The sequence below is a fragment of the Variovorax sp. 160MFSha2.1 genome, assembly GCF_048305075.1.
Taxonomy (GTDB): Bacteria; Pseudomonadota; Gammaproteobacteria; order Burkholderiales; family Burkholderiaceae_C; genus Variovorax; species Variovorax guangxiensis.
Window position 1 is genome coordinate 5,521,817 of record NZ_CP157624.1, and the last position, 22,579, is coordinate 5,544,395.

Annotated in this window: 21 protein-coding genes; 9 read left to right on the forward strand and 12 right to left on the reverse strand. The window is 68.9% G+C overall.

The genetic code is table 11. The features are described from left to right. Positions 1 to 6 precede the first annotated feature (6 nt). Positions 7 to 1,488 carry an ATPase domain-containing protein gene (locus ABL838_RS25270; RefSeq protein ID WP_418122434.1) on the forward strand — a complete coding sequence of 494 codons (1,482 nt, stop codon included), beginning with the start codon at positions 7 to 9 and terminating at the stop codon, positions 1,486 to 1,488. Continuing rightward, positions 1,485 to 3,062, forward strand: a complete 1,578-nt coding sequence (locus tag ABL838_RS25275; RefSeq protein ID WP_369660981.1) for an ATP-binding protein — start codon at positions 1,485 to 1,487, stop codon at positions 3,060 to 3,062. Before ABL838_RS25270 ends, ABL838_RS25275 begins: the two co-directional genes overlap by 4 nt. Before the next feature lie 39 nt (positions 3,063 to 3,101). Here ABL838_RS25275 and ABL838_RS25280 read toward each other — a convergent pair whose 3' ends face one another. The 8 genes from ABL838_RS25280 to ABL838_RS25315 all read right to left on the reverse strand — a co-directional run bounded on the left by ABL838_RS25280 (position 3,102) and on the right by ABL838_RS25315 (position 10,335). Beyond that, complete coding sequence (locus ABL838_RS25280; RefSeq protein ID WP_418122437.1) at positions 3,102 to 3,632, reverse strand: hypothetical protein; 531 nt, start codon at positions 3,630 to 3,632, stop codon at positions 3,102 to 3,104. Between the two features lie 79 nt (positions 3,633 to 3,711). After that, on the reverse strand, positions 3,712 to 5,223 hold the full coding sequence (locus ABL838_RS25285; protein ID WP_184642187.1) for a tripartite tricarboxylate transporter permease: 1,512 nt from the start codon (positions 5,221 to 5,223) through the stop codon (positions 3,712 to 3,714). Between the two features lie 50 nt (positions 5,224 to 5,273). Then, the gene (locus ABL838_RS25290) at positions 5,274 to 5,762 is read right to left on the reverse strand and encodes a tripartite tricarboxylate transporter TctB family protein (protein ID WP_369660979.1); all 489 of its coding nucleotides are present in this window, start codon (positions 5,760 to 5,762) and stop codon (positions 5,274 to 5,276) included. Positions 5,763 to 5,894: 132 nt separating this feature from the next. Continuing rightward, on the reverse strand, positions 5,895 to 7,265 hold the full coding sequence (locus ABL838_RS25295; RefSeq protein ID WP_418122439.1) for a sensor histidine kinase: 1,371 nt from the start codon (positions 7,263 to 7,265) through the stop codon (positions 5,895 to 5,897). Further along, a complete protein-coding gene (locus ABL838_RS25300) occupies positions 7,262 to 7,945 on the reverse strand; it encodes a response regulator transcription factor (protein ID WP_418122440.1) in 684 nt (227 codons plus the stop codon). Before ABL838_RS25300 ends, ABL838_RS25295 begins: the two co-directional genes overlap by 4 nt. Positions 7,946 to 8,178: 233 nt before the next feature. Beyond that, positions 8,179 to 8,790 (reverse strand): ATP-binding protein, encoded by a 612-nt coding sequence (locus ABL838_RS25305; RefSeq protein WP_418122442.1) that lies wholly within the window; start codon positions 8,788 to 8,790, stop codon positions 8,179 to 8,181. Further along, entirely contained in the window at positions 8,790 to 9,053 is a 264-nt protein-coding gene (locus ABL838_RS25310) for a hypothetical protein (protein WP_369660976.1), read from the reverse strand. Before ABL838_RS25310 ends, ABL838_RS25305 begins: the two co-directional genes overlap by 1 nt. A 121-nt stretch (positions 9,054 to 9,174) precedes the next feature. Then, positions 9,175 to 10,335 carry a porin gene (locus ABL838_RS25315; RefSeq protein WP_184642193.1) on the reverse strand — a complete coding sequence of 387 codons (1,161 nt, stop codon included), beginning with the start codon at positions 10,333 to 10,335 and terminating at the stop codon, positions 9,175 to 9,177. 202 nt (positions 10,336 to 10,537) lie between these two features. Here ABL838_RS25315 and ABL838_RS25320 point away from each other — a divergent pair, with 202 nt between their 5' ends. The 3 genes from ABL838_RS25320 (at position 10,538) to ABL838_RS25330 (ending at position 14,433) form a co-directional block, all read left to right on the forward strand. Then, positions 10,538 to 11,209: a nuclease-related domain-containing protein gene (locus tag ABL838_RS25320; protein ID WP_418122443.1), complete on the forward strand. Its 672-nt coding sequence runs from the start codon at positions 10,538 to 10,540 to the stop codon at positions 11,207 to 11,209. Positions 11,210 to 11,292: 83 nt separating this feature from the next. Continuing rightward, a complete protein-coding gene (gene bamA, locus ABL838_RS25325) occupies positions 11,293 to 13,695 on the forward strand; it encodes an outer membrane protein assembly factor BamA (RefSeq protein WP_418122445.1) in 2,403 nt (800 codons plus the stop codon). 18 nt (positions 13,696 to 13,713) lie between these two features. Then, positions 13,714 to 14,433 carry a response regulator gene (locus ABL838_RS25330; protein ID WP_418122446.1) on the forward strand — a complete coding sequence of 240 codons (720 nt, stop codon included), beginning with the start codon at positions 13,714 to 13,716 and terminating at the stop codon, positions 14,431 to 14,433. On the opposite strand, the gene ABL838_RS25335 is transcribed toward ABL838_RS25330, so the two are convergent. Beyond that, positions 14,399 to 15,289, reverse strand: a complete 891-nt coding sequence (locus ABL838_RS25335) for an intradiol ring-cleavage dioxygenase (RefSeq protein ID WP_418122447.1) — start codon at positions 15,287 to 15,289, stop codon at positions 14,399 to 14,401. The genes ABL838_RS25330 and ABL838_RS25335 overlap by 35 nt on opposite strands. Further along, the gene (locus ABL838_RS25340; RefSeq protein ID WP_418122448.1) at positions 15,286 to 15,447 is read right to left on the reverse strand and encodes a hypothetical protein; all 162 of its coding nucleotides are present in this window, start codon (positions 15,445 to 15,447) and stop codon (positions 15,286 to 15,288) included. Before ABL838_RS25340 ends, ABL838_RS25335 begins: the two co-directional genes overlap by 4 nt. Positions 15,448 to 15,622: 175 nt before the next feature. On the opposite strand from ABL838_RS25340, the gene ABL838_RS25345 reads away from it, so the two are divergent. Further along, positions 15,623 to 17,251 (forward strand): ATP-binding protein, encoded by a 1,629-nt coding sequence (locus tag ABL838_RS25345; protein ID WP_418122450.1) that lies wholly within the window; start codon positions 15,623 to 15,625, stop codon positions 17,249 to 17,251. Next, positions 17,248 to 17,940: a response regulator gene (locus ABL838_RS25350; RefSeq protein WP_369660969.1), complete on the forward strand. Its 693-nt coding sequence runs from the start codon at positions 17,248 to 17,250 to the stop codon at positions 17,938 to 17,940. Before ABL838_RS25345 ends, ABL838_RS25350 begins: the two co-directional genes overlap by 4 nt. Here ABL838_RS25350 and ABL838_RS25355 read toward each other — a convergent pair. Beyond that, on the reverse strand, positions 17,937 to 18,776 hold the full coding sequence (locus ABL838_RS25355; protein ID WP_418122451.1) for a helix-turn-helix domain-containing protein: 840 nt from the start codon (positions 18,774 to 18,776) through the stop codon (positions 17,937 to 17,939). The two genes, ABL838_RS25350 and ABL838_RS25355, sit on opposite strands and share 4 nt — an antisense overlap. Positions 18,777 to 18,879: 103 nt before the next feature. Here ABL838_RS25355 and ABL838_RS25360 point away from each other — a divergent pair, with 103 nt between their 5' ends. Beyond that, the gene (locus tag ABL838_RS25360) at positions 18,880 to 19,869 is read left to right on the forward strand and encodes a Bug family tripartite tricarboxylate transporter substrate binding protein (protein ID WP_418122452.1); all 990 of its coding nucleotides are present in this window, start codon (positions 18,880 to 18,882) and stop codon (positions 19,867 to 19,869) included. A 2-nt stretch (positions 19,870 to 19,871) separates the two neighbouring features. Continuing rightward, positions 19,872 to 21,194, forward strand: a complete 1,323-nt coding sequence (locus ABL838_RS25365; RefSeq protein ID WP_418122453.1) for a PhzF family phenazine biosynthesis isomerase — start codon at positions 19,872 to 19,874, stop codon at positions 21,192 to 21,194. A gap of 33 nt (positions 21,195 to 21,227) precedes the next feature. Here the strand turns inward: ABL838_RS25365 and ABL838_RS25370 are convergent, their stop codons facing one another. Then, entirely contained in the window at positions 21,228 to 22,445 is a 1,218-nt protein-coding gene (locus ABL838_RS25370) for an acyl-CoA dehydrogenase family protein (protein WP_418122454.1), read from the reverse strand. Positions 22,446 to 22,579: the final 134 nt, after the last annotated feature.

Here is a 22,579-nt window from a genome sequence, read left to right on the forward strand (position 1 = left end):
ACGACGATGGAGCCGAACGCCAGCGGCCCCCTCAGCACCGGCGTACCAGGCCTGAACGATGTGCTGGGAGGAGGCCTGGAACCCAACCGCCTCTACCTGCTGGAAGGCATGCCCGGCGCGGGCAAGACCACCATTGCCCTGCAGTTCCTGCTGGAGGGCGTGAGCGCGGGCGAGTCGGTGCTCTACGTCACGCTGTCGGAAACCGAAACCGAACTGCGCGGCGTGGCCGCCTCGCACGGATGGGATCTCACGGCGATCCACATCCGCGAGATGCTGCCCACCCAGGATGCGCTGCAGCCCGAAGAGCAATACACCATGTTTCACCCGTCCGAGATGGAGCTCAGCGAGACCACGCTGCGCATCCTCGGCGACGTGGAAACGCTCAAGCCTTCGCGCGTGGTGTTCGACTCGCTGTCCGAGCTGCGCCTGCTCTCGGGCAACTCGCTGCGCTACCGGCGCCAGATCCTGGCGCTCAAGCAGTTCTTCGCGGGACGCCAGTGCACCGTGGTGCTTCTCGACGACATGACGGCCACCGAGCACGACCTGCAGGTGCAGAGCATCGCGCACGCGGTGCTGCGGCTGGAGCAGTCCAATTCCGACTACGGCGCGGCTCGCCGCCGCCTGCTGGTTGTGAAGTACCGCGGCCAGTCGTTCCGCGGCGGCTACCACGACTACAAGATCGAGCGCGGCGGCCTGCATGTATTTCCGCGGCTGGTGGCGGCCGAGCATTCGCGCGAAATGATGCTGACCAAGCTGCCCAGCGGCATCGACAAGCTCGACGCACTGCTCGGCGGCGGCCTCGAGAAAGGCACGAGCACGCTCTTCGTCGGCGCTCCGGGCACCGGCAAGTCGTCGCTGGCGGTGCAGTTCGCCATCGCGGCAGCGCAGCGGGGCGAGAGCTCCGCGCTCTTCATCTTCGACGAAAGCATCAATACGCTGCGCACGCGGTGCATGGGGCTGGGCATGGAGATCGAGCCGCACCTTGCATCGGGCCTGATCCGCATCAAGCAGATCGACCCGGCCGAACTCTCGCCCGGCGAGCTGGTGCACGAGATCAGGCTCGCGGTCACGCGGCATTCGGCGGCGGTGGTGGTGATCGACAGCCTCAACGGCTACCTCAACGCGATGCCCGACGAGCGCTTCCTGATCGTGCACCTGCATGAGCTGCTCACGTACCTCGGCCAGTCCGGCGTGGCGACGCTGCTGGTGGGCGCCCAGCACGGGCTCGTCGGCATGCAGATGCAGACACCGGTGGACGCCAGCTACCTCGCCGACGCGGTCGTGCTGCTGCGCTACTTCGAATCCGATGGCGAGGTGCACCAGGCGATCTCGGTGCTCAAGAAGCGCGGTGGCGTGCACGAGCGTTCGATCCGCGCCTTCTCGATGGACCACAACGGGCTCAACGTGGGCGAGCCGTTGCGCCGCTTCAGGGGCATCCTGACGGGGGTGCCCGTACCGATCGACGGCGTGTCGGCCGTTCCACCGTGACGAACACCGACGCCCCCGACGCCTCTCCCGTGCACACGCAGCTGCGCGTGCTGCTGCGCACAGCCACGTCGAAGGATGCGGCAATGACCACCGCCGTGCTGAAGCACGCCGGCATCGAATCGCTTGCGTGCCCCTCGCTGCGCGACCTGCTGCAGGAAATTCCGCATGGCGCGGGCGCGCTGCTGGTGTCGGAGGAAATGCTCTCGGGCACCGGCGCGGCGGAACTGGCCGATGCGGTCTCGGCTCAGCCGCCATGGTCCGACCTGCCTGTGCTGATCCTTGCCCGGCAGGGGGCCGACTCGCGTGCCATCGGCGTCGCCATGGACGGCATGGCCAACGTCACCGTGCTGGAGCGGCCCATGCGCGTGGCCTCGCTGGTGAGCGCCTTGCGCAGCGCACTGCGCGCGCGCCGCCGGCAGTACGAACTGCGCCGGATCCTCGACGACCTGGGCGAAGCCGACAAGCGCAAGACCGAGTTCCTCGCCACCCTGGCGCACGAGCTGCGCAACCCGCTCGCGCCATTGAGCACCGCGCTGGCCATCCTCAAGCGCAAGGCCCCCACGCCCGAGGCGGCACTGCCCTACTACGAGCTCATGGGCCGCCAGGTGGAGCACATGGTGCGCCTGGTGAACGACCTGATGGAGGTCTCGCGCATCACCCGCGGCAAGATCGAGCTGCAGCTCGCCGAGCTGACGCTGGCGCAGGTGATCCGCGACGCTGTGGAACTGAGCCGGCCGTTGATGGAAGCCCGCAAGCACACCCTCGCGCTGAACATGCCCGATGCCTCGCTGGCGGTCGAAGGCGACAGCGTGCGGCTCACGCAGGTGTTCGCCAACCTGCTGAACAACGCCGCCAAGTACACGCCCGAGGGCGGAACCGTCGAGGTGTTCCTCGAGCAGGGGGACCACGGCGATGCCGTGGTGCGCGTGAAGGACAGCGGCACGGGCATTCCCTCAGCCATGCTCGACGCGATCTTCGACATGTTCGTGCAGGTGAGCGACACGGCGCGCGCCGCGCAGGGCGGGCTCGGAATCGGCCTCACGCTGGTGAAGAGCCTGGTGGAGCTGCACGGCGGTTCGGTCGACGCGAGGAGCGCAGGCATCGGCCACGGCAGCGAGTTCGTCGTGTCGCTGCCGCTGCTAGGCCGCGGCGTGAAGGCCGGTACCCGGCCCGGCGTTGACGCGGAGGCCGCCGCCGCGCGGCAGCGCATCCTGGTGGTCGACGACAACCGCGACGCGGCGGAATCGCTCGCGGCGCTGCTGGACCTGCTGGGCGCCCAGACGGCCATCGCCTTCGGCGGCATGGAGGCGCTGCGCGCGGCGGAAGACTTCGGCCCGACGCTCGGCATCCTGGACATCGGCATGCCGGGCATGGACGGTTGCGAACTGGCGCGCCGGCTTCGCGCGCACCCGCGTCACCGGCACATGGGGCTGATCGCGCTCACCGGCTGGGGCCAGCCCGGCGACCGGGCCCGCATCGCGCAGGCCGGCTTCGATCATCATCTGCTGAAGCCTGTGAACGAGGATGCGCTCTCGGCCGCGCTGCGCGACCTGGGGCAGCGCCGGCGCAGCTGACGAAACAGCGGCACAGGCGAAGCTGCCCGAAAGCCGCGCTCAGAGCTCGCTGCCGTCGCGCAGCTGCCGCGCCTTGTAGACCAGCCGCACGCTCGCCCTGCGCGGATCGCCGGCCTGCTGCTGCACGTAGATGTCGGTGTCGTTGCTCGCCCATGCGGCGTACGCGCTGCCGGGGTCGCGCGACGCCAGCTCGTTGCCGAAAACGCCCCGGCCCCACTGCACCAGCGCCGCGAAGGCCGCCGAGCCGCCGTCGGGCGTGGATTGGGCCGAGGCCACGTACTCGACGCGCCGCAGTTCCGAGGCCGCGAAGAAGAAGGTCGGCTCGAACAGCAGGCCGGCCATCTCCACAGGCGCCGCGCGCCACGAGCCGACGAGGCCGCCGCCCAGGCGCTGCGGCCTCGGCATGCGCTCGGCGGTGGGCAGCGCGGTCTGCAGTTCCTCGGCCGACATGCCCAGCCGCACGCCGGGCGGCAGGGCCTGCGCGTGCAGGGCGCCTGCGGTGAGAAGGGTCGCGCTCAGGGCGAGCGAGCGAAGAAGGATCGAGAAGGAAGGAAGTCGCACGTCGGGCATCGGACAGAGGAAAGGCGGCGGCAGCGTGGGACCGCAAGTATCGCGCGGAGTTCCGACCAGCCGCCCTCTCCCCTGTCCGTCAGTCCTCGACGAAGGCCTCTTCGCGCTTGGCCTTCACCGAAGGCAGCAGCACCACGATCAGCAGCAGCGCGGCGGCGACCAGCAGGCCCGCCGACAGCGGCCGCATCACGAACACGCTCCAGTCGCCACGCGACAGCAGCAGCGCCCGGCGCAGGTTCTCTTCCATCATCGGCCCGAGGATGAAGCCCAGCAGCAGCGGCGCGGGCTCGCACTTCAGCTTGAGGAACAGGTAGCCCACGATGCCGAAGATCGCCACCATCCACACGTCGAAGGTGTTGTTGTTCTCCGAGTAGACGCCCACCGCGCAGAACAGCACGATCGACGGGAAGAGCCACTTGTAGGGAATGGTCAGCAGCTTGATCCAGATACCGATCATCGGCAGGTTCAGCACGATCAGCATCAGGTTGCCGATCCACATCGAGGCGATCAGGCCCCAGAACAGCTCGGGGTTGCTGGTCATCACCTGCGGGCCCGGCTGGATGTTGTGGATGGTCATGGCCCCGACCATCAGCGCCATCACTGCATTGGGCGGAATGCCCAGCGTCAGCAGCGGAATGAAGGAAGTCTGCGCACCAGCGTTGTTGGCCGACTCGGGGCCCGCCACGCCGCGGATGTTTCCCTTGCCGAAGGCCATCTCGCCCTGCTTGAGCTTGATCTTCTTCTCGATGGTGTAGGCCGCGAAGGCCGACAGCAGCGCGCCGCCGCCGGGCAGGATGCCCAATGCCGAGCCCAGGGCCGTGCCGCGCAGCACGGCGGGCGTCATGTCCTTGAAGTCCTGCCTGGTGGGCCACAGGCCCTTCACCTTGGCGGTGAACACTTCGCGCTCATGCTCGGGCACCGCCAGGTTGGCGATGATCTCGCCGTAGCCGAACACGCCCATCGCGATGGCGATGAAGCCGATACCGTCGGTGAGTTCCGGGATGTCGAAGCTGTAGCGCGCCACGCCCGAGTTCACGTCGGTGCCGACGAGGCCGAGCGCGAGGCCCAGCAGGATCATCGTGATGGCCTTCAGCAGCGAACCCGAGGCCAGCACCACGGCGCCGATCAGGCCCAGGATCATCAGCGAGAAGTATTCGGCCGGGCCGAACTTGAAGGCCAGCTCGGTCAGCGGCGGCGCGAAGGCGGCCAGGATCAGCGTGCCCACGCAGCCCGCGAAGAACGAGCCCAGGCCGGCAGCGGCGAGCGCCGGGCCGGCCCTCCCCTTGCGCGCCATCTGGTAGCCGTCGATCACTGTCACCACCGACGAGGATTCGCCCGGCAGGTTGACCAGAATGGCCGTGGTGGAGCCACCGTACTGCGCACCGTAGTAGATGCCGGCCAGCATGATGAGAGCCGACACCGGCGGCAGCGCATAGGTGGCAGGCAGCAGCATCGCAATGGTCGCCACGGGGCCGATGCCCGGCAGCACGCCGATCAGCGTGCCCAGCAAACAGCCCACGAAGGCATAGACGAGGTTCTGCGCCGTGAAGGCGACGCCGAAGCCGATCGAGAGATTGGTGATCAGGTCCATTTTTCTTGTCTTGTTCTTGTGTCTTGTTCTTGTGTCTTCTTTGCCGCGGATCAGCCCGAGATGAAGGTCGGCCACACCTGGAACTGCAGCTTCAGCGCGACCACGAAGGCCAGGTAGCTGCCGAGCGCGAGGATGGTGGCGAGGATGGTCACGCCCTTCCAGCCGAAGTTGTCGCCCGCGAGGCTGGCGATGAAGGTGAGCGCGTAGATGGCGACGATGAGTCCCATCGACGGCAGCCCGATGCCCGGCAGGCCGCCCAGCAGCACGCCGAACATCAGGTTCGCGCCGATGATGAAGACCAGAGGCTTCCATGCGATGCGCCCGATGGGCTCGCCGTCTTCCGTCTCCACGGCCAGCGCCTTGAGCGTGATGAGCACGCCCATCAGCGCGATGAGGATGCCCACGATCAGGGGAAAGTAGCCCGGCCCCATGCGAGCGCCGGTGCCGACGTTGTATGTGGTGGCGCCCCATGCGAAGGCCACGCCGAAGGCGCTGAAGAGCACGCCCGAGCAGAAGTCTCTCTGACTCTTGATTCTCACCGTTGATGTCTCCTGGAAGGAACTGCGTTGATCCGCACGGTATGTGCGCTCGTTCGATCCTAGGAATTCACGGCCCCGCTGTGCATGAACAGAACATTGCCATTCGGCAATGTCGGGAACGAAGGCGCCCGCTCAGCCGTCCGCCATCGGCAGGTCGATGCATGCGCGCAGGCCCGGTTTCGCGTCCGCGAAATCGAGCCGCCCGCCATGCAGCGCCACCACCGCCAGCACGCTCGCAAGGCCCAGCCCGTGACCCGGCACGCTGCGGTCGAGCCGGTGGAAGCGCACGCCGATGCGTTCGTGCTCGGCCTGCGGAATGCCCGGCCCGTCGTCCTGCACGAAGAGCTGCGCCCTGCCGTCCACCGTGTGCGTGCCTATGCGTACGGTGGCGCCGGTGCCGGCGTACTTCAGCGCGTTGTCGAGCAGGTTGGCGGCCGCGCCAGCCAGCAGGTCGCGGTCGCCCAGCGCCCCGGCCATGTCGGCGGGCTCGCGCAGCAGCACAATGCCGCGCAGCTCGGCCACGGCCTCGTAGAGCTCCGCCACGTCGTCGGCGATGACGTGCAGCGCCACCGGCGCGAACTGCTGCCGCCGCGCGCCGGCTTCCACCTCGGCGATCTGCAGCAGCTTCTCGAAAACCACGGCCAGCTCCTCCAGTTCGCGGATGGCGGTGCTCACGGCCTCGCGCTGCGGGTCGCCCGCATCGAGCCCTGCTTCCACCGCGCGCAGCCGCACCAGCACGCGCGTGAGCGGGGTGCGCAGGTTGTGCGCGATGGTGTTGGAGACGTGGCGAACGCCGTCCATCAGCGACTGGATGCGGTCGAGCATCGCGTTGATGTCGTGCTCCAGCAGCGCGAACTCGTCTTCCTCGCCCGAAGGCTCCACGCGCTCCTGCAGCTCGCCCTCGGCGATGCGCGCCGCCGTGCGCCGCACCGCGCCCACGCTGCGCTCCAGCTCCTGGCGGAAAACGAAGGTGCCGCCGATCAGCAGCAGCACCGCCACGATGCCCGCCGCCGCGCTGGCGCTGGCCACCAGCGATTCGATGGACTCCTGGTCGCGCAGGTCGTGCCCCACCACCAGCAGGCCGCCATCGGGCAGCGGACGCATCACCAGATACGCGATGACGGTCTGTCCCGTGCGCACCACGCGGCGGTGCACGCCGTCGCCTGCATCGGGGGCCTGCGATGGCATCTGGTCGAGGTTGCCCGCGAGCTTGCGGCCTTCGCGGTCGGTCAGCAGGTAGATCTCGTTGTCGGAGTTGCGGCCGTCGGAGAGCGCATTCGCGATCTCCCCGGCCACGCCGTCGGCGCCGCGCGCGTCGTAGCGCACCATCAGCTGCTGCATGCTCGCGGCCACCTGCCGCACCATGCGCTGCTGCAGCACGCCCACCGTCTGCATGTAGACGATGGCCAGCGCCGCCAGCATGGTGATCGCCACCAGCAGCCCGTAGTAGAAGGCGAGCCGGAAGCCGACCGAGCGCCATAGCCGGCGCAGAGCCGCGGTCATTGCGGCGCTGCCAGCGTGTAGCCCACGCCGCGCACGGTGTGGATCAGCGTGGGGGCGCCGCCCGCGTCGAGCTTGCCGCGCAGCCGGCTGACCTGCACGTCGATCACGTTGGTCTGCGGATCGAACTGGTAGTCCCACACCGCCTCCAGCAGCATGGTGCGCGTGACCACCTGGCCCGGATGCATCATGAGATAGGCCAGCAGCCTGAACTCGCGCGGCTGCAGCGCGATGGCCCGGCCGCCGCGCTCGACATGGCGGCGCGTGAGGTCGAGCGTGAGGTCGGCGATCTGCAGCATGCGTATCTCGGGCCCGGTGCGGGAGCGCCGTACCAGCGCTTCGGCGCGCGCTGCAAGCTCCGAGAAAGCGAAGGGCTTGGCCAGGTAGTCGTCGCCGCCGGCCTTGAGCCCGCGCACGCGCTCGTCGAGCGCATTCAGCGCGCTGAGCACCAGCACCGGCGTCTTCTTGCCGAGCGCGCGCATGGTCGAGAGGATCGAGAGGCCGTCCACCTCGTTGGGCAGCATGCGGTCGAGGATGACGATGTCCCACTGCTCGCCGGTGGCGCGAGCGAGCGCGTCGGCGCCGTCGCGGCTGATCACCGCCACGTGGCCGAGCGAGCGAAAGCCGTCGGCGATGTAGCGCGCGTTGTCGGCGTCGTCCTCGACGATGAGGCAGCGCCACATGGCGGTGGGGCCTAGCACCCCTGCGCGGCGCTCCGGCAGGGAGCGGCGATGGAGGCTGGCGACGGAGGATGAAGACGGGGAAGAGGCTGCGTTCTGATGATGCTCATGGCGACGGGGTCGGCCGGCGCCCATCGTCACGTTCACGCGGGCGCCGCCGGGGCCATCCTAGCCGCCATTGGATCAGAGAAAGCGCTGCCCCATCATTACCGTTTGTCCATGTTCGAAAGCCGCGCTCAGGCCCGCAGCAGCGGCAGGCGCAGCGTGAGCCCCAGCACGCCGCCGCCATGCGGCGCCGAGTAGATGCGCCCGCCATGGTGGCCGGCGATGCGCTCGCAGGCCTTGGCGCTGGCCGCCATTGCGGCCGGGAGCCTGCCGTCGAAGAACCTCGCGAGCGGCGGATGGGCATCGACTGCATCGAGGTCTCGCCAGTGGACTACCGCCTGCTCGCCATCGGCATGCGCGGACACCTGCAGCGTCGCGCCGGCGCGCATCACGCTGGCCGCGTAGGCCGTGACCTTCGCGAGCAGCTCGCGCAGCTCGGCCTCGATCGCGAACACGCGCACCGCTTCCTGCGGCAGCTGGATGTCGAGGCGGATGGCCTTGCCGTCGGCCTGGGCCGAGGCGGCGCCGAGCAGCGCACCGATGTCCTGCGCGCGGCTCGCGCTCATGCGCTGCCGCGCTTCCCCGCGGGCCTGCGCGGCGAGTTCGCGCGCCTTGGCGCTCTGCCGCAGGTTGGCGACGAACAGCGAGAACATCATGCCGGCCACGCCGCCGAGCCCCAGCAGGATCGCGGCGGCGATGATGAATCCGAGGTTGCCCGATTGCAGCTGCCCTCCGCCCGTCATCAGCGCGCTCCCGGCGGCTGCGGCGCGGGTTCGCCCGGCAGGTCGCGCGCGCAACGCTCCTGCGCCGGTGCGCGGCCGGCCTCGCATGCGCCCCAGCCCGGAGGCGGGCGGCGCGCATCGCCGAAGAGCATTGGAAGCGGCGGTCCCTCGCCGCGGAAGCCGTGCGGCGGCGGACGATAGGGCATGGGCGGCGGGGGCAGCATGATGCAGCCGGCCAGCCCGGAGGCCGCCAGCACGCCCGCGAGAAGTCGGACTCGGTTCATCGGTCGAAGCTCACTGCTGGTTGTGTGGAATGAGGAATACAGGCGCAAACGAAAAAGCCGCGCGGAAAAAAAAGGGCAGCGCGTGCATGCCCCTTCCCTTCCGCGCGGCGCGCGTTCGATATCAGAACGCGTGGCGGATGCCGAAGTCGTAGCCGGTGGAAGAACGCGGCAGGCCGGTGTAGCTGGTGCCCGTGCTGCCGTAGCCGGTGGTGCTGGCCGACACCAGGCTGCCCGTGTAGTTCACGTCGTTGCGGTTGTTCACGCGCGCCACCGTCGCATACAGCGCCGTGCGCTTGGACAGGTTGTGCACGTAGCCGATGGCGAACTTGCGCGCCAGCGGGTCCTCGCCCGTGATGCCGGCCGCGCCTTCGTTGTAGCGCACCTGCGAGTACGCCACGCGGATCAGGCCCGCGCCCACCGGCACCGTCGCGCCGATCAGGTAGCCGTTGTAGCTGTCGTGCGTGTCGGCCACTGCCGCGTAGTCGAACTTGTTCTTCACGTTCGACAGCTCCCCGAACAGCTTCACGGGACCGAAGTCGTACGAGGCGCCCAGGTTGATGGTCTGCACGCTGCGCTGCAGCGCGGTCGTGTCCACGACGGTGCTGCGGCCCACGCCCAGGGCGACGTCCAGCGGGCCGTTGGCGTAGCCGAAGCGGCCACCCACGTAGCGGCCCGCGCTGCTGCTCGAGGCGGCGGTGGTGCTGGTGGCGTCGGTGCTGGCGTTCTCGTGCAGCGCGTACTGGAACTGGCCGTAGAAGCCGCCCAGGTTCGGCGGCAGGAAGTAGCCGATCGAGTTGCTGGCGCGCACGTAGTTGGCGTTGTTGAGGGTGGTGTTGCCGCTGACGGTGCTGATGACGTTGGTGCCCGAGCCGTTGGTGCCGAACGGGTCGAAGACGGTGTCGTTCCAGAAGGTGGGCGTGTAGTCGCGGCCCAGGCGCAGCTCGCCGAAGCCACCCGACAGGCTCACGGTGGAGCGGCGCGCGAAGGTGGAGATGCCGGTGGCGCCGTCGTCGTTGGTGATGGGCGCTTCGAGCCAGAAGCTCGCGGCCAACCCGCCGCCGAGGTCTTCGGTGCCGCGGAAGCCGATGCGGCTGGAGTTGTAGCCGGAGTTGCCCAGGCTGGTCTTGCTTTGCTTGACCGACGCGCCGGTGGTGGTGTCGCGCGAGGTCGTCGACTGGTAGGTCAGGCCGGCGTCCACGACGCCGAACAACGTGACGGACGATTGGGCACAAGCCAGGCCGCAGACGGCCAGGGCAGCGAATGCCGTGAGGGTTTTCTTCATTCAGGTTCTCCAGTTGCAGCGGCTCTACATCGAGCAGCAGACACGCATGGTCCCGTTCAAATTCGGAGGAATCTTGTGATTGACCATTGCTTTGGGAGAACTGTTGTTTGCACGCAAACCATGGCGCTCCACCGAAGGAAACACCTCGTTCAAGAAGTCTCCCAAAAGCGGCGCGATGCTCCCTCGATCGAAGGAGCCCTCCATGACCGTCGCCTTGCCGCCGAGCACTACCGCCACCTCGCTGGGCGTGCAGCAGCTCGCCAGCGCATTCAGCCCCACCTTTTCGTACCTGCGCATTCTTCGCAACCTCATCATCCCGATGCCGGAGGGCCACACGGTGCCCACCGCGCGCGTCGACGCGGTGCTGGTGTGCGAGACCGGCGTGTATCTCTTCGAGATCAAGGCCTGGCGCAACGCGTTCGTCTACCGCAAGAAATCGGACCAGTCGCCGCCGCGCTGGTTTCTGCGCCTGCACGGCGGCAAGAGCGCGCGCGAGGTGAAAGACCCCGCATGGCAAGGGGGGCGCAAGACCACGCAGCTGCGCAGCCTGCTGTCCGACGAGTTGCGGCTGCAGTACTTCGTCCTGCTGCCCTGCGAGGGCATCGAACTGGAAGGCGTGATGCCTGCGGCCGTCATCACGCAGCAGGACCTGCCCTACATCGCGCGCCTGGTTCGCAACAACGGCCGCCTCGCGCGCAACTACCCGCTGCTGGACGAGCGGGCCATCGACCGCACCGTGGAGCGCCTGCTGGAGATACAGGGCAGCCTGACGATCGAGGACCACCTGCGCAACTGCCGCGAAAGAAGCGCGCAGATGCCGGAAGCCGCCGCCGCGCCGGCATGGGCGGCATCGAACGCAATGGGGTTGCAGTAAGCCGCAGGTAAAGACCCCGGCCGGTCCGGGGCAGCCCGGAGAAAGTCCCAAATTTCTCCGACATTGGCGGGAACCATGCGGCGATGCAGTTTCCCAAGTCACTCGCAGCTGCCGCCGCGCTGCTTGCCTCCATCGCCACATCTTCCGCCTGGGCGGTCGAGCCCTTCACCGTCAGGGACATCAGGCTCGAAGGCCTGCAGCGCGTCGAGCCCGGCACCGTCTTCGCCACCATGGGCCTGCGAGCCGGCGACACCTACAGCGACGAACGCGGCAGCGCGGCCATCCGCAAGCTGTTCGAACTCGGTCTCTTCAAGGACGTGCGCATCGACGTGAATGGCAACGTGCTGGTGGTGGTTGTGGAAGAACGCCCCTCCATCGCCGACGTGGATTTCGTGGGCACCAAGGAATTCGACAAGGCGGCGCTGCAGAAAGCGCTGCGCGAGGTGGGGCTGTCCGAAGGGCAGGCCTACGACAAGGCGCTGACCGACCGCGCCGAGCAGGAGCTCAAGCGGCAGTACATCAGCCGCAGCCTCTACAACGCGCAGGTCATCACCACCGTCACGCCGCTGGAGAGGAACCGGGTGAACATCACCTTCACCGTGACCGAAGGCGAGCCCGCTCGCATCAAGGAAGTGCACGTGGTCGGCAACAAGACCTTCAGCGAGAGCACGCTGCTCGATCTCTTCGACCAGGACACGGGCGGCTGGCTCGACTGGTACACCAAGTCCAACCAGTACTCGCGCACCAAGTTCAACGGCGACCTGGAGACGCTGCGCTCCTACTACATCACGCGCGGGTATCTGGAGTTCCGCATCGACTCCACGCAGGTCGCCATCTCGCCCGACCGGCAGACGCTGACCCTCACGATCAACATCACCGAGGGCGAGAAGTTCGTGGTGGCCGGCGTGAAGCTCGCTGGCGACTACATGGGCCACGAGGACGAGTTCAAGACGCTGGTGACCATCCGCCCCGGCAAACCCTACAACGGCGAGGACGTGGCCGCCACCACCAAGGCCTTCACCGACTACTTCGGCACCTTCGGCTATGCCTTCGCGCGCGTGAAGGCCGAGCCGGAGATCGACCGGCAGAACAACCGCGTGACGCTGGTGCTCAAGGCGGAAGCCTCGCGCCGCGCCTATGTGCGCCGAATCAACATCGGCGGCAACACCAGGACGCGCGACGAGGTGATCCGCCGCGAGTTCCGCCAGTACGAGGGCGCCTGGTACGACGGCAACAAGATCCGCGCCTCGCGCGACCGCATCGACCGCCTGGGTTTCTTCACCGACGTGAACGTCGACACCGTCGACGTACCCGGCTCGCCCGACCAGGTCGACCTGGCGGTGAACGTGACCGAGAAGCCCACCGGATCGCTGCAGCTGGGCGCGGGCTATTCGTCGACCGACAAGGTCTCGCTGACCTTCGGCATCACGCAGGAGAACGTGTTCGGCAGCGGCAACTACCTGGGACTGAACGTGAACACCAGCTCGTACAACCGCACCATCTCGCTCACGGCCACCGACCCGTACTTCACCAAGGACGGCATCTCGCGCACGATCAACGTGTTCCACACCACCACGCGGCCCTACTACGAGGCCGACGGCAACTACAAGCTCGCGAGCGACGGCGGCTCCATCCGATTCGGCTTCCCGGTGGGCGAGCAGGACACGGTGTTCCTCGGCATCGGCCTGGAGCGCTGGTCGTTCACGCCGGGCACCAACGGCACCTACACGCTGGTCGACGGCTCGTACGTGTACACCGCCACGCCGCAGGCCTACCTCGACTACTTCAAGTGCACGGGCACGGCGCCGAGCGTGAGCTGCGCCAAGTCGAGCATGATCGCCATCCCGGCCACGCTGGGCTGGTCGCGCGACGACCGCGACAGCGCCCTGGTTCCCACGCGCGGACGCCTGCAGAGCGCAAACCTCGAGATGGGCGTCGGCAGCGAGCTGCGCTACCTCAAGACCAACTACCAGTACCAGCAGTATTTCCCGCTGTCCAAGCAGTACACGCTGGCCATCAACGGGCAGCTGGGCTATGCGCGCGCGCTGGGCGACAGCACCTACCCGATCTTCAAGAACTTCTACGCCGGCGGCCTGGGCTCGATCCGCGGGTTCGAGCAGAACTCGCTCGGCCCAGCCGACTCGGTCACGGGAGGCGCGCTGGGCGGCACGCGCAAGGCGATCTTCAACATGGAGTTCAGCACGCCCTTCCCTGGCGCGGGCAACGACAAGACGCTGCGCCTGTACACCTTCCTCGACGCGGGCAACGTGTTCGCCGACCGCACCGCGAGCATGACCGACGCGCAGTGGAAGGCGCAGAACCGCATCCGCGCCTCCACCGGCATCGGCATCAGCTGGATCTCCCCGCTGGGCCCGTTGCGGCTGGCCTACGCGGTGCCGCTGATCTACCAGAAGGCCGACACCGCGAACAACATCGCGGCCGACCGCACGCAGCGCTTCCAGTTCCAGATCGGAACCTCGTTCTGAGCACGGGGGGTCCTGGCCATGGGTCGCATCCTGCTGGTGGAGGACAAGAGGCACGACAGCGCCTCGCTGCTGCTGGGCCACCTGCACGGCGCGGGCCATGAGATCGAGCAGGTCGGCGACGGAGAGGCCGCGCTCGAGCGCATCCTGGGCGAACCGCCCGCGCTCACCCTGCTCGACGTGGTGCTGCCGCGCATCGACGGCATCCAGGTGCTGGAGAAGGTGCGTTCCTGCGGCAAGCACCCGATCATCATGCTGACCGGGCGCACGCACGAGGCCGACCGGCTGCTGGCGCTGGACATGGGCGCGGACGACTATGTCTGCAAGCCCTTCTCGCCGCGCGAGGTGGTGGCGCGCATCCAGACGGTTTTGCGCCGGCATGCACAGTGGCGCGACAGCGTGGCGCGGCCCTCGACCGCCGTGCGCTTCGACGACCCTCGCGGCAACGCCTGCCTCGAAGGCCGCGCGCTGACGCTCACGCGCCGCGAGCTGCTGCTGTTGCGGGCACTGTCGCGCGACCCCGGACGGGTGTTCACCCGCTCCAAGCTGCTGGAGGCAGCCTTTCCCGAGGCCTTCGACGTGAACGAGCGCGCCGTGGACGGGCACATCAAGAACCTGCGCAGGAAGCTCGCGGCGGCCGTGCCTTCGCACGACTGGATCCGCTCGGTCTACGGCGTTGGCTTCAGCTTCGCGGAGCGGCCGATCGTCAGCTCGTGGTGCGCGGCGGCACCAGCGCCTTGAGGCGCGCGGCGCCGGCCAGCGCGCGCGGATGCATGGGCGGCCAGCCGCCTGCGCCTCCTGCGCCTCCTGCGCCTCCTGCGCCTCCTGCACCGCCTGTTGGCGGCATGCCCTGCGCGCCCGGCGGCATGCCGCCCGCGGAAGGCGGTGGCGGCCGATCGATCGCGGGGTTCGCGGCCGGATCGACCACCAGCGCGAGCGTGGCCACATAGCGCTGCCGCTCCTCGCGCACCGCGCCGAGCACGGTGTCGCCGGCCTTCAGCGCGATGCCGTCGACGCTGTTGAGCGTGTCGCGCACCCGCGTGCGCTGGTAGAGCGGAACCTGCGTGTACAGGAACTCGCTGAGCGCATCGGGCAGGAAGAACTGCGAGGTGAGCACCGCACGCGTTCCGTCGAGCACCTTCATGTGGATGTGCGTGGTGCGCCCCGCGTACCAGCCCGGGTAGATGGTGGCGAAGGCGGCGACGCCCTCGCGGTCGGTGAGCTGGCTGCCCCGCAGGAAGGTCTTGCCCTCGAAGGCGAGCGAGCGGTCGTCGCCCTGCTCGCCGAAGCCGGAATAGCGGCCCTGCATGTCGCAATGCCAGATGTCCACGCGCAGCCCAGGCAGCGGCTTTCCGGTGGCGTCGCAGACGTTGAAGCGCACTTCCAGCGGCACGCCCTCGAGCCCCTCGGTGATGTCCCGGCGCATCCGGTCCAGGTCGAGGTAGTAGGGGCCTTCGGTGGTCTGCGCGGTCAGCAGCAGCTTCTTCAGCGCGGTGGCGGCCCCGGCGGGCCGGGCGGAGGCTGCAGCCAGCGTGGCGGCGCCCAAGGTGGCCAGCAGGCCGCGGCGGCCGATGGCGGTGTCGTCGTGACTTGTCACTCTTCCTCCCTGTGAACGTTGGAGCCTGTGAGTTGCGTACCGGCCGGCCGCGTGACCCGGACCTCGGCCCAGAGCACCAGCAGCACCCACGCCTGGGCAAGGAGGCAGAAAGACACGACGATCGCCCCTCGCAGCGCAAGGCTCGGTTCCGGATTCATGGCCTCATGCTGGGGCCGCATGGTGGAGAAAAGATGGAGATCCCCGAGCGGATTTCCTCCCAGATTCCTCCACATTCGGCCGCGATGATCGGTGGCCGTCCCCTCCAGCCGTCCTCAGCCCGCCTCCCCTCGCCCGCCATGCATGCCGCAGAATGCGGCACTGCCCCTCCGAGCCATGCCTCACCTGACCCTTTCCAGAAAGATCTTCCTGGCGCTGGCCGCCTTGTTGATCGTGCTGCTGATCAGCTTCGCGGGCCTGTCGATCATCGCGCTGCAGCGCGGGCTGGGCTCCTACGTGGCCGAGATCGAGATCCGGCGCATGGACTGGCTCTCGCAGATCCTCCTGAAGTACTACGTGGCCAACGGCGACTGGAAGGGCCTGCACGACAACGAAGACGCATGGCGCCGCCTGCAGATGGGCCGGCTGGCCGCCGCGCTCGACAACGGCACCGGCGGCGCCGACGAAAGGCGCCTGCCGCCCTGGTACGAGCACCGCGCCATGCGCGGCAACCCGCCGCCGGAGGGCAATCGCGGCAATGCCGGCGACGGCAACAACGAGGACGAGGGCCGCCCGCCTCCACCCCCGCCACCGCCGGAATCCGGCCTGCAGTCGCAGCAGCTCGACCTGGTGCCGCGCCGGCTGCCGACGATGCCGCCGCCGTGGTTCTTCCGCGATCCGCGCGAGATGCCGGACTCCATCTTCCAGCGGCTGGCCCTGCTCGACGCGCATGGCGCGCGCGTAGTGGGCGCCGAGGGCGACCTGGCGAGCGCGGCGCGCATACCGATACGGCGCGACCGAAGCGTCATCGGCTACCTGGCGCTGACGCCGATGCAGGGCCTGGAGAGCGAGGCCGACCGGGCCTTCGTCGCGCGGCAGTCGGGCGTGATCGTGCTCACCGGCCTGTGCGGGCTCGGCTTCGCGCTGGTGCTGTCGTGGCTCCTGGCGCGCCGCTGGTTCAGGCCCATCGACGAACTCACGCAGGCAGCGCAGGACGTGGCGCGCGGCCGGCTCTCCACCCGCGTCGCGGTGCAGGGCTCCGACGAACTGGCGCTGCTGGGCCGCACCTTCAACGACATGGCGCAGCGCCTGGACACGATGGAGGCCTCGCGCCGCGCCTGGCTGGCCGACGCGGCCCACGAGCTGCGCACTCCGCTGGCCGCCATGCGCGCAGAAATCGAGGCGCTGCAGGACGGCGTGCGCACCTTCGACGAGCGCACCGCGCTGCGGCTGCACCGGCAGGTGATCCGCCTGGGCCAGCTGGTCGACGACCTGCGCAGCAGCATGCGCGAGCCGCAGAGCGACCTGCTCGCGACCACCGTGTTCCCGCTCTCGCTGCTGAAGGAAGCGCTCGACCACACCCGCGACCGCTTCGACGCGCGCAACATCACGGTGGACCGCCGCGCGGTCGACCGCATCGGCGCCTCCGCGCAGCCCGTGATCGAGGGCGACGCGCACCGGCTGCACCAGGTCTTCATGAACCTGCTGGAGAACGCGCTGGCCTACACCGACGAGGGCGGCGAGCTGCGCATCGACGTCATCGTCGAAGGCGCGTGGACGGGCAACCGCCTCACGCTGGTGTTCGACGACAGCGCGCCGGGCGTGCCCGAGTCCGAGCTGCCGCGCCTGTTCGACCGCCTCTTCCGCGGCGAGAGCTCTCGCAGCCGCGAACACGGCGGCTCCGGGCTCGGCCTTTCCATCTGCCGCGCGACCGTCGAGGCGCACGGCGGCACCATCGACGCGTCGGCGTCGCCACTGGGCGGCCTGCGCCTGACCATCACCCTTCCACTGGCAGCAACGTCATGACACGCATCGTCATCGTCGAAGACGAAACCGACATCGCCTCGGTGGTGCAGGACTACCTGCGCCACGCGGGCTACGACACCGAACTCTTCACCGACGGGCAGAGCGCGCTCGAAAGCATCGTCGCCTCGCCGCCCGGCCTCACGCTGCTGGACATCATGCTGCCGCGTCTCGACGGCATCGAGGTGCTGCGCCGCGCGCGCGAACACACGGCGCACCCGATCATCATGCTGACCGCGCGCATCGAGGAAGTCGACCGGCTGCTGGGCCTGGAGCTGGGTGCCGACGACTACGTGTGCAAGCCCTTCTCGCCGCGCGAGCTGGTGGCGCGGGTGCGCGCCGTGCTGCGCCGCACCGCGCCGGGCCTCGCACAGGGAGCGTCCCCGCAGGGCGACGCGCCGGGACTGGTGCTGGACGACGTGCACTGGCGTGCCTCGCTCGAAGGCACGCCGCTGAACCTCACGCGGCGCGAATTCGGGCTGCTGCAGGTGCTGTCGCGGCACCCGGGGCGCATCTTCTCGCGCGCCCGCCTGCTCGAACTGGCCTACGACGACACGGTGGACGTGACCGAACGCGCCATCGACAGCCACGTGAAGAACCTGCGCCGCAAGCTCGGCGTGGTGACGCCGGAGCACGACTGGATACGGTCGGTGTACGGCGTCGGTTTCGCCTGGGAAGCGCCGGCGGGCTAGCTCCCGTTGTCGACGAGGCTCGAGGCGCGGATCTGCGTCGCGCTCTTCGCCCAGGTCTTCTCCAGCATCCGGGACAGGTACGAGCCCGACTCCCAGCCCACCTGCAGCGCAATGGAAAGCACCGAATCCCGCGTGTTCCTCAGCAGATATTCCGCGCGCTCCAGCCGCCTGCGCTGCAGGTAGGCCAGCGGCGACACGCCGTACTTCGCGCGGAAGACGCGCTCCACCTGGCGACGCGAAAGGCGGTGCTGCTGCGCGAAGGCTTCGAGCGAGAGCGGCTGCGACAGGTCGGCGTCGATGGCCTCCGCCAGCAGTTCGGCCACCAGCAGCGCCGATGAAGGATCGCCGTCGGACAGCGGATTGCCGCCGAGACGCGCAGCCTCCATGACGAGCGCGCCGCACAGCGCGTAGTTCTCGGCGGTGCCTGCTTTCGCCGACTCGAACATCCGCTGCGACAGCGCACGCAGCGCCGTGCTGCCCGCGCGCATGCCCTGCGGCGGCGCCGAGACGCCCTGCGCCTGCAGCGCGGTCGCCCACAGCGCAGGGTCCACATAGACCGCGATGTGCGTCTGCCCCGCAGTGAGCGTGGTCGTCGAATGCGCGCTGCCGGCAGCGAACCAGAGGAAATGCCCGGGGCCCAGGGTCTGCGCGCCGCCCTGCGCATTGCCCACGCTGAAGCGTCCCGCCAGGGGCACGAAGAGCATGTCGCAATCGTGCACGTGGGTGTCGGTGGCGTAGCGCTCGCGGGCGTTCGCGACCATGGTGGCGTGGTGCGACAGCCGCTCGACGAACAGCGACTGGCGCGGCGCCGGTATCCGGGTGTTCGTCAGGTGCATGGGCACTCCTTGTCGCAATTGAACTCGTGCATGTCGCAATCGGCCGCGCGCGTTCGCGCACGCTCAACAGAATCGGGAAACACCACTTCCGCAAGCAAGAAACATGAAACCCCAAGCACTGCGCCGCCGCGCGCTCCTCGGGCTGGCAGCCGCCGGCATCCTGTACGGCCCCGCCGCCTCGTGGTCTGCCCCCGAGGCGGGTTATCCGGCCAAGCCGGTCACGATCATCGTACCCTTCCCCGCCGGCGGCGGCACGGACGTGATCTTCCGCTCTGTGCAGCAGCGGCTGCAGGCTGCCCTCGGCGTGTCGGTGATCATCGACAACCGCTCGGGCGCGGGCGGCACCGTGGGCACGGGCTTCGGCGCCAAGGCGAACCCCGACGGCTACACGCTGGTGGCCGCCACCACCTCGACCATCGCCTCCGCAGACGCGGTGTACCCCAAGCTGCCCTACGACCCGGTCAAGGACCTGGTGCCGATCGGCACCATCGGCACCACGCCCTTCGTGCTGGTGGTGACGCCTTCGCTGGCGGCGCGCGACGTGAAGGGCTTCATCGACTACGCCAAGGCCCATCCGCAGGCGCTCAACTACGGCAGCATCGGCAACGGCAGCCTGAGCCACCTCGCGGGCGAACTCTTCAAGCAGCGCACCGGCATCGAGATGATCCACGTGCCCTACCGCGGCGCGGCGCCCGCGCAGGCCGACCTGATGGCCGGGCAGATCCAGGCGCTGTTCGACAACCCGCCTTCGCTGCTGGCGCAGGTGCGCGGCGGCCGCATGCGGGCACTGGCGATCAGCGAATCCTCCGCCGGCTTCGAGGGGCTGCCGACCTTCGAGCAGGCCGGCATCAAGGGCTTCAAGCCGCAGCTCTGGTATGGACTGATGGCGCCCGCGGCCACGCCACAGCCGGTGGTGCAGCGCCTGCGCACGGCCCTCGACGCCGCCATGCGCGACTCTGCCCTGCGCGCCGACATGCAGTCCAAGGGCGTGACGCCGTGGACCGTGCCGCCCGACGCATTCCAGGCGCAGATCCGCAGCGACATCCAGCTCTGGGGCGGCATCGCGCGCTCGGTGAACGCGAAGGCGGAGTGACGATGGCGACGATTCCTTTCCCCAGCGTTCACGACATCCGCGTCTTCGTGGGGGCCCACCCGAAGGCCGGTGGCAATCCCGCGCCGGTCTGGCTCGATGCCGATGTGCTTTCCGCCGCGCAGATGCAGGAATACACACGGCGCAGCGGGCACGAATCGGTCTTCGTACTCAAGCCGGAAACGCCCGCGCACGCCCTGCGCATGCGCTACTTCGTGCCGAACCACGAGATGGAGATGTGCGGCCACGCCACCGTCGGCGCGCTGTGGCTGCTGCACCGGCGCGGCGAATGGGACGGCTCGCCGGTCGCCATCCAGACGCGGAGCGGCACCGTGACGGGCCAGCGCGTCGACGGCACGGTGCAGATCAGCCAGCCGTGCGCGGTGGTGGAGGAAGTGACGCAGCAGGCTCTGCTCGACGAGATCGCGCAGTGCCTGGGCATCGATGCGGCGCGCATCGTGGGGCCGGTGCTCAATGCCGCGACCAGTCGCGTGAAGACGCTGGTGCGGCTGGCGGACATGGAGCAGCTGCATGGCCTGCGCGTGGACTTCGCGCGCGTCGAGTCGCTGTGCGAGCGGCTGGGCTCCACGGGGCTCTATCCGTACGCGATGTCGGCGCATGAGGCCGGCACGGTCAGCGCGCGACAGTTTCCGAAATCGTCCGGCTACCCGGAAGATGCGGCCACCGGCATCGCCGCGGCGGCGCTCGCGTGGGGCCTGCGCCGCCTGGGCCTGGTCGGCAACGGGGCTTTGACGGTGACGGTGCGACAGGGCGAGGCCATGGGCTCGCCATCCGCCATCCATGTCGGCCTGCCTTCGGAAACGGCCGCGCGGGAAGGCTGTCGCGTCGGCGGCGAGTGCGTCGGGGAGCCCTCGGAGGATCTGCGTCTGGACGTGCTCTGTCCGCCGGAAGCGGCACGCGCCAGCCCCTCGGGCTCCTATGCCACCTTCTCGAAGGTAGGCAATCTGTGGCATTCCAGCGGGATGGTCGGACGCGAGAACGGCGAGGTCATCGCCGGGCCGCTGCGGAGCGCGGACGACATGGCGCATGGGCAGCGTGCGGCAGTGGCCGCAGTTGGCGCGCTGCTGCGCGCGGCGCGCGAGGAACTGGGCAGCCTCGCGCGCGTCGCTCGCATCGTCGCACTGACCGGATATCTCCAGACCGGCAGCGATTTCGCGGAGCACGCGAAGGTGATGGACGCGGCCTCGGAGCTGCTGCGGCAGGTCTTTCCGGAGGCGCCGCTGCCGGCCCGCACCACGGTCGGCGTCGCATCGCTGCCGCGCGGTGGCGCCGCCGAGGTGTCGATGACGCTGGAAGTGCGCGGCTGAGCGGCGCGGCCGCCTCCCTGCTTCCGCTCCTTCCTACTTGTACGCCGCCAGCTCCTGCTTCGCAATCGCGTTGCGATGCACCTCGTCGGGACCATCCGCCACGCGCAGGTGCCGCTCATACGCGTAGAAGTTCGTGAGCAGCGTGTCCTGGCTCAGGCCCATCGCGCCGAAGGCCTGCATGGCCCAGTCGACCACCTTCACGCAGTTGTTGGGCGTGAGCACCTTGATCATCGCGATCTCCTTGGCGGCGACCTTGTTGCCCACGGTGTCCATGCGGTAGGCGGCGTTGAGCACCATCCAGCGCGACTGCTCGATGAGCATGCGCGACTCGGCGATGCGCTCGCGCCACACGCCCTGCTCCGACAGCGGCTTGTGGAAGGCGGTGCGCGACACGAGGCGCTGGCACATCATCTCCAGCGCGGCCTCGGCCATGCCGATGGCGCGCATGCAGTGATGGATGCGGCCGGGGCCAAGGCGGCCCTGCGCGATCTCGAAGCCGCGGCCCTCGCCGAGCAGGATGTTCTCGACCGGCACGCGCACGTTCTCGAACACGATCTCGGGGTGGCCGAAGGGCGGGTCGTACACGCCGAGCAGCGCCATGTCGCGCACGATGGTCACGCCGGGCGTGTTCTTCGGCACGAGGATCATCGACTGCTGCCTGTGGCGGTCGGCGTTGTCGGGGTCGGTCTTGCCCATGAGCACGAAGATCTCGCAGCGCTCGTTCATCGCGCCGGTGATGTACCACTTGCGGCCGTTGATGACGTACTCGTCGCCCTCGCGGCGAATACTGCAGCGGATGTTGGTGGCGTCGCTGGAAGCCACCTCGGGCTCGGTCATCGCAAAGGAGGAGCGGATCTCGCCGGCCAGCAGCGGCTTGAGCCAGCGCTCCTGCTGCGCCTTGGTGCCGTAGCGCGCCAGCACTTCCATGTTGCCGGTGTCGGGGGCGGAGCAGTTGAAGATCTCGGAGGACCAGTAGCGCCGGCCCATGATCTCGCACAGCGGCGCGTACTCGACGTTGCTCAGGCCGGGGCCGTGCTCCGACTCGGGCAGGAACAGGTTCCACAGACCGCGCTCGCGTGCCTTGGCCTTGAGGCCGGCCATCATCGGCAGCTCGGCGTACGGCCGGCCGGCGCGGGCGTTGGCGGCGAGTTCCTCCTCGTGGCGCTTCTCGTTGGGGTAGACGTACTCGTCCATGAACCTGAGCAGTTCCTCGCGCAGCGCGATCACCCGGGGCGTGAATTCGAAATGCATGGTGCGTCCTTCAGCAAGAGTCGGTGTTGTGCATGTGCGCCTTGAAGGTACGTTGCGCGCGGCGTTTCGCACGGTCTTCCGGGTGACAGCGCGGGGCCGGTGCTGTCACCTTGGCAGCACCGGCCGGCGCGACA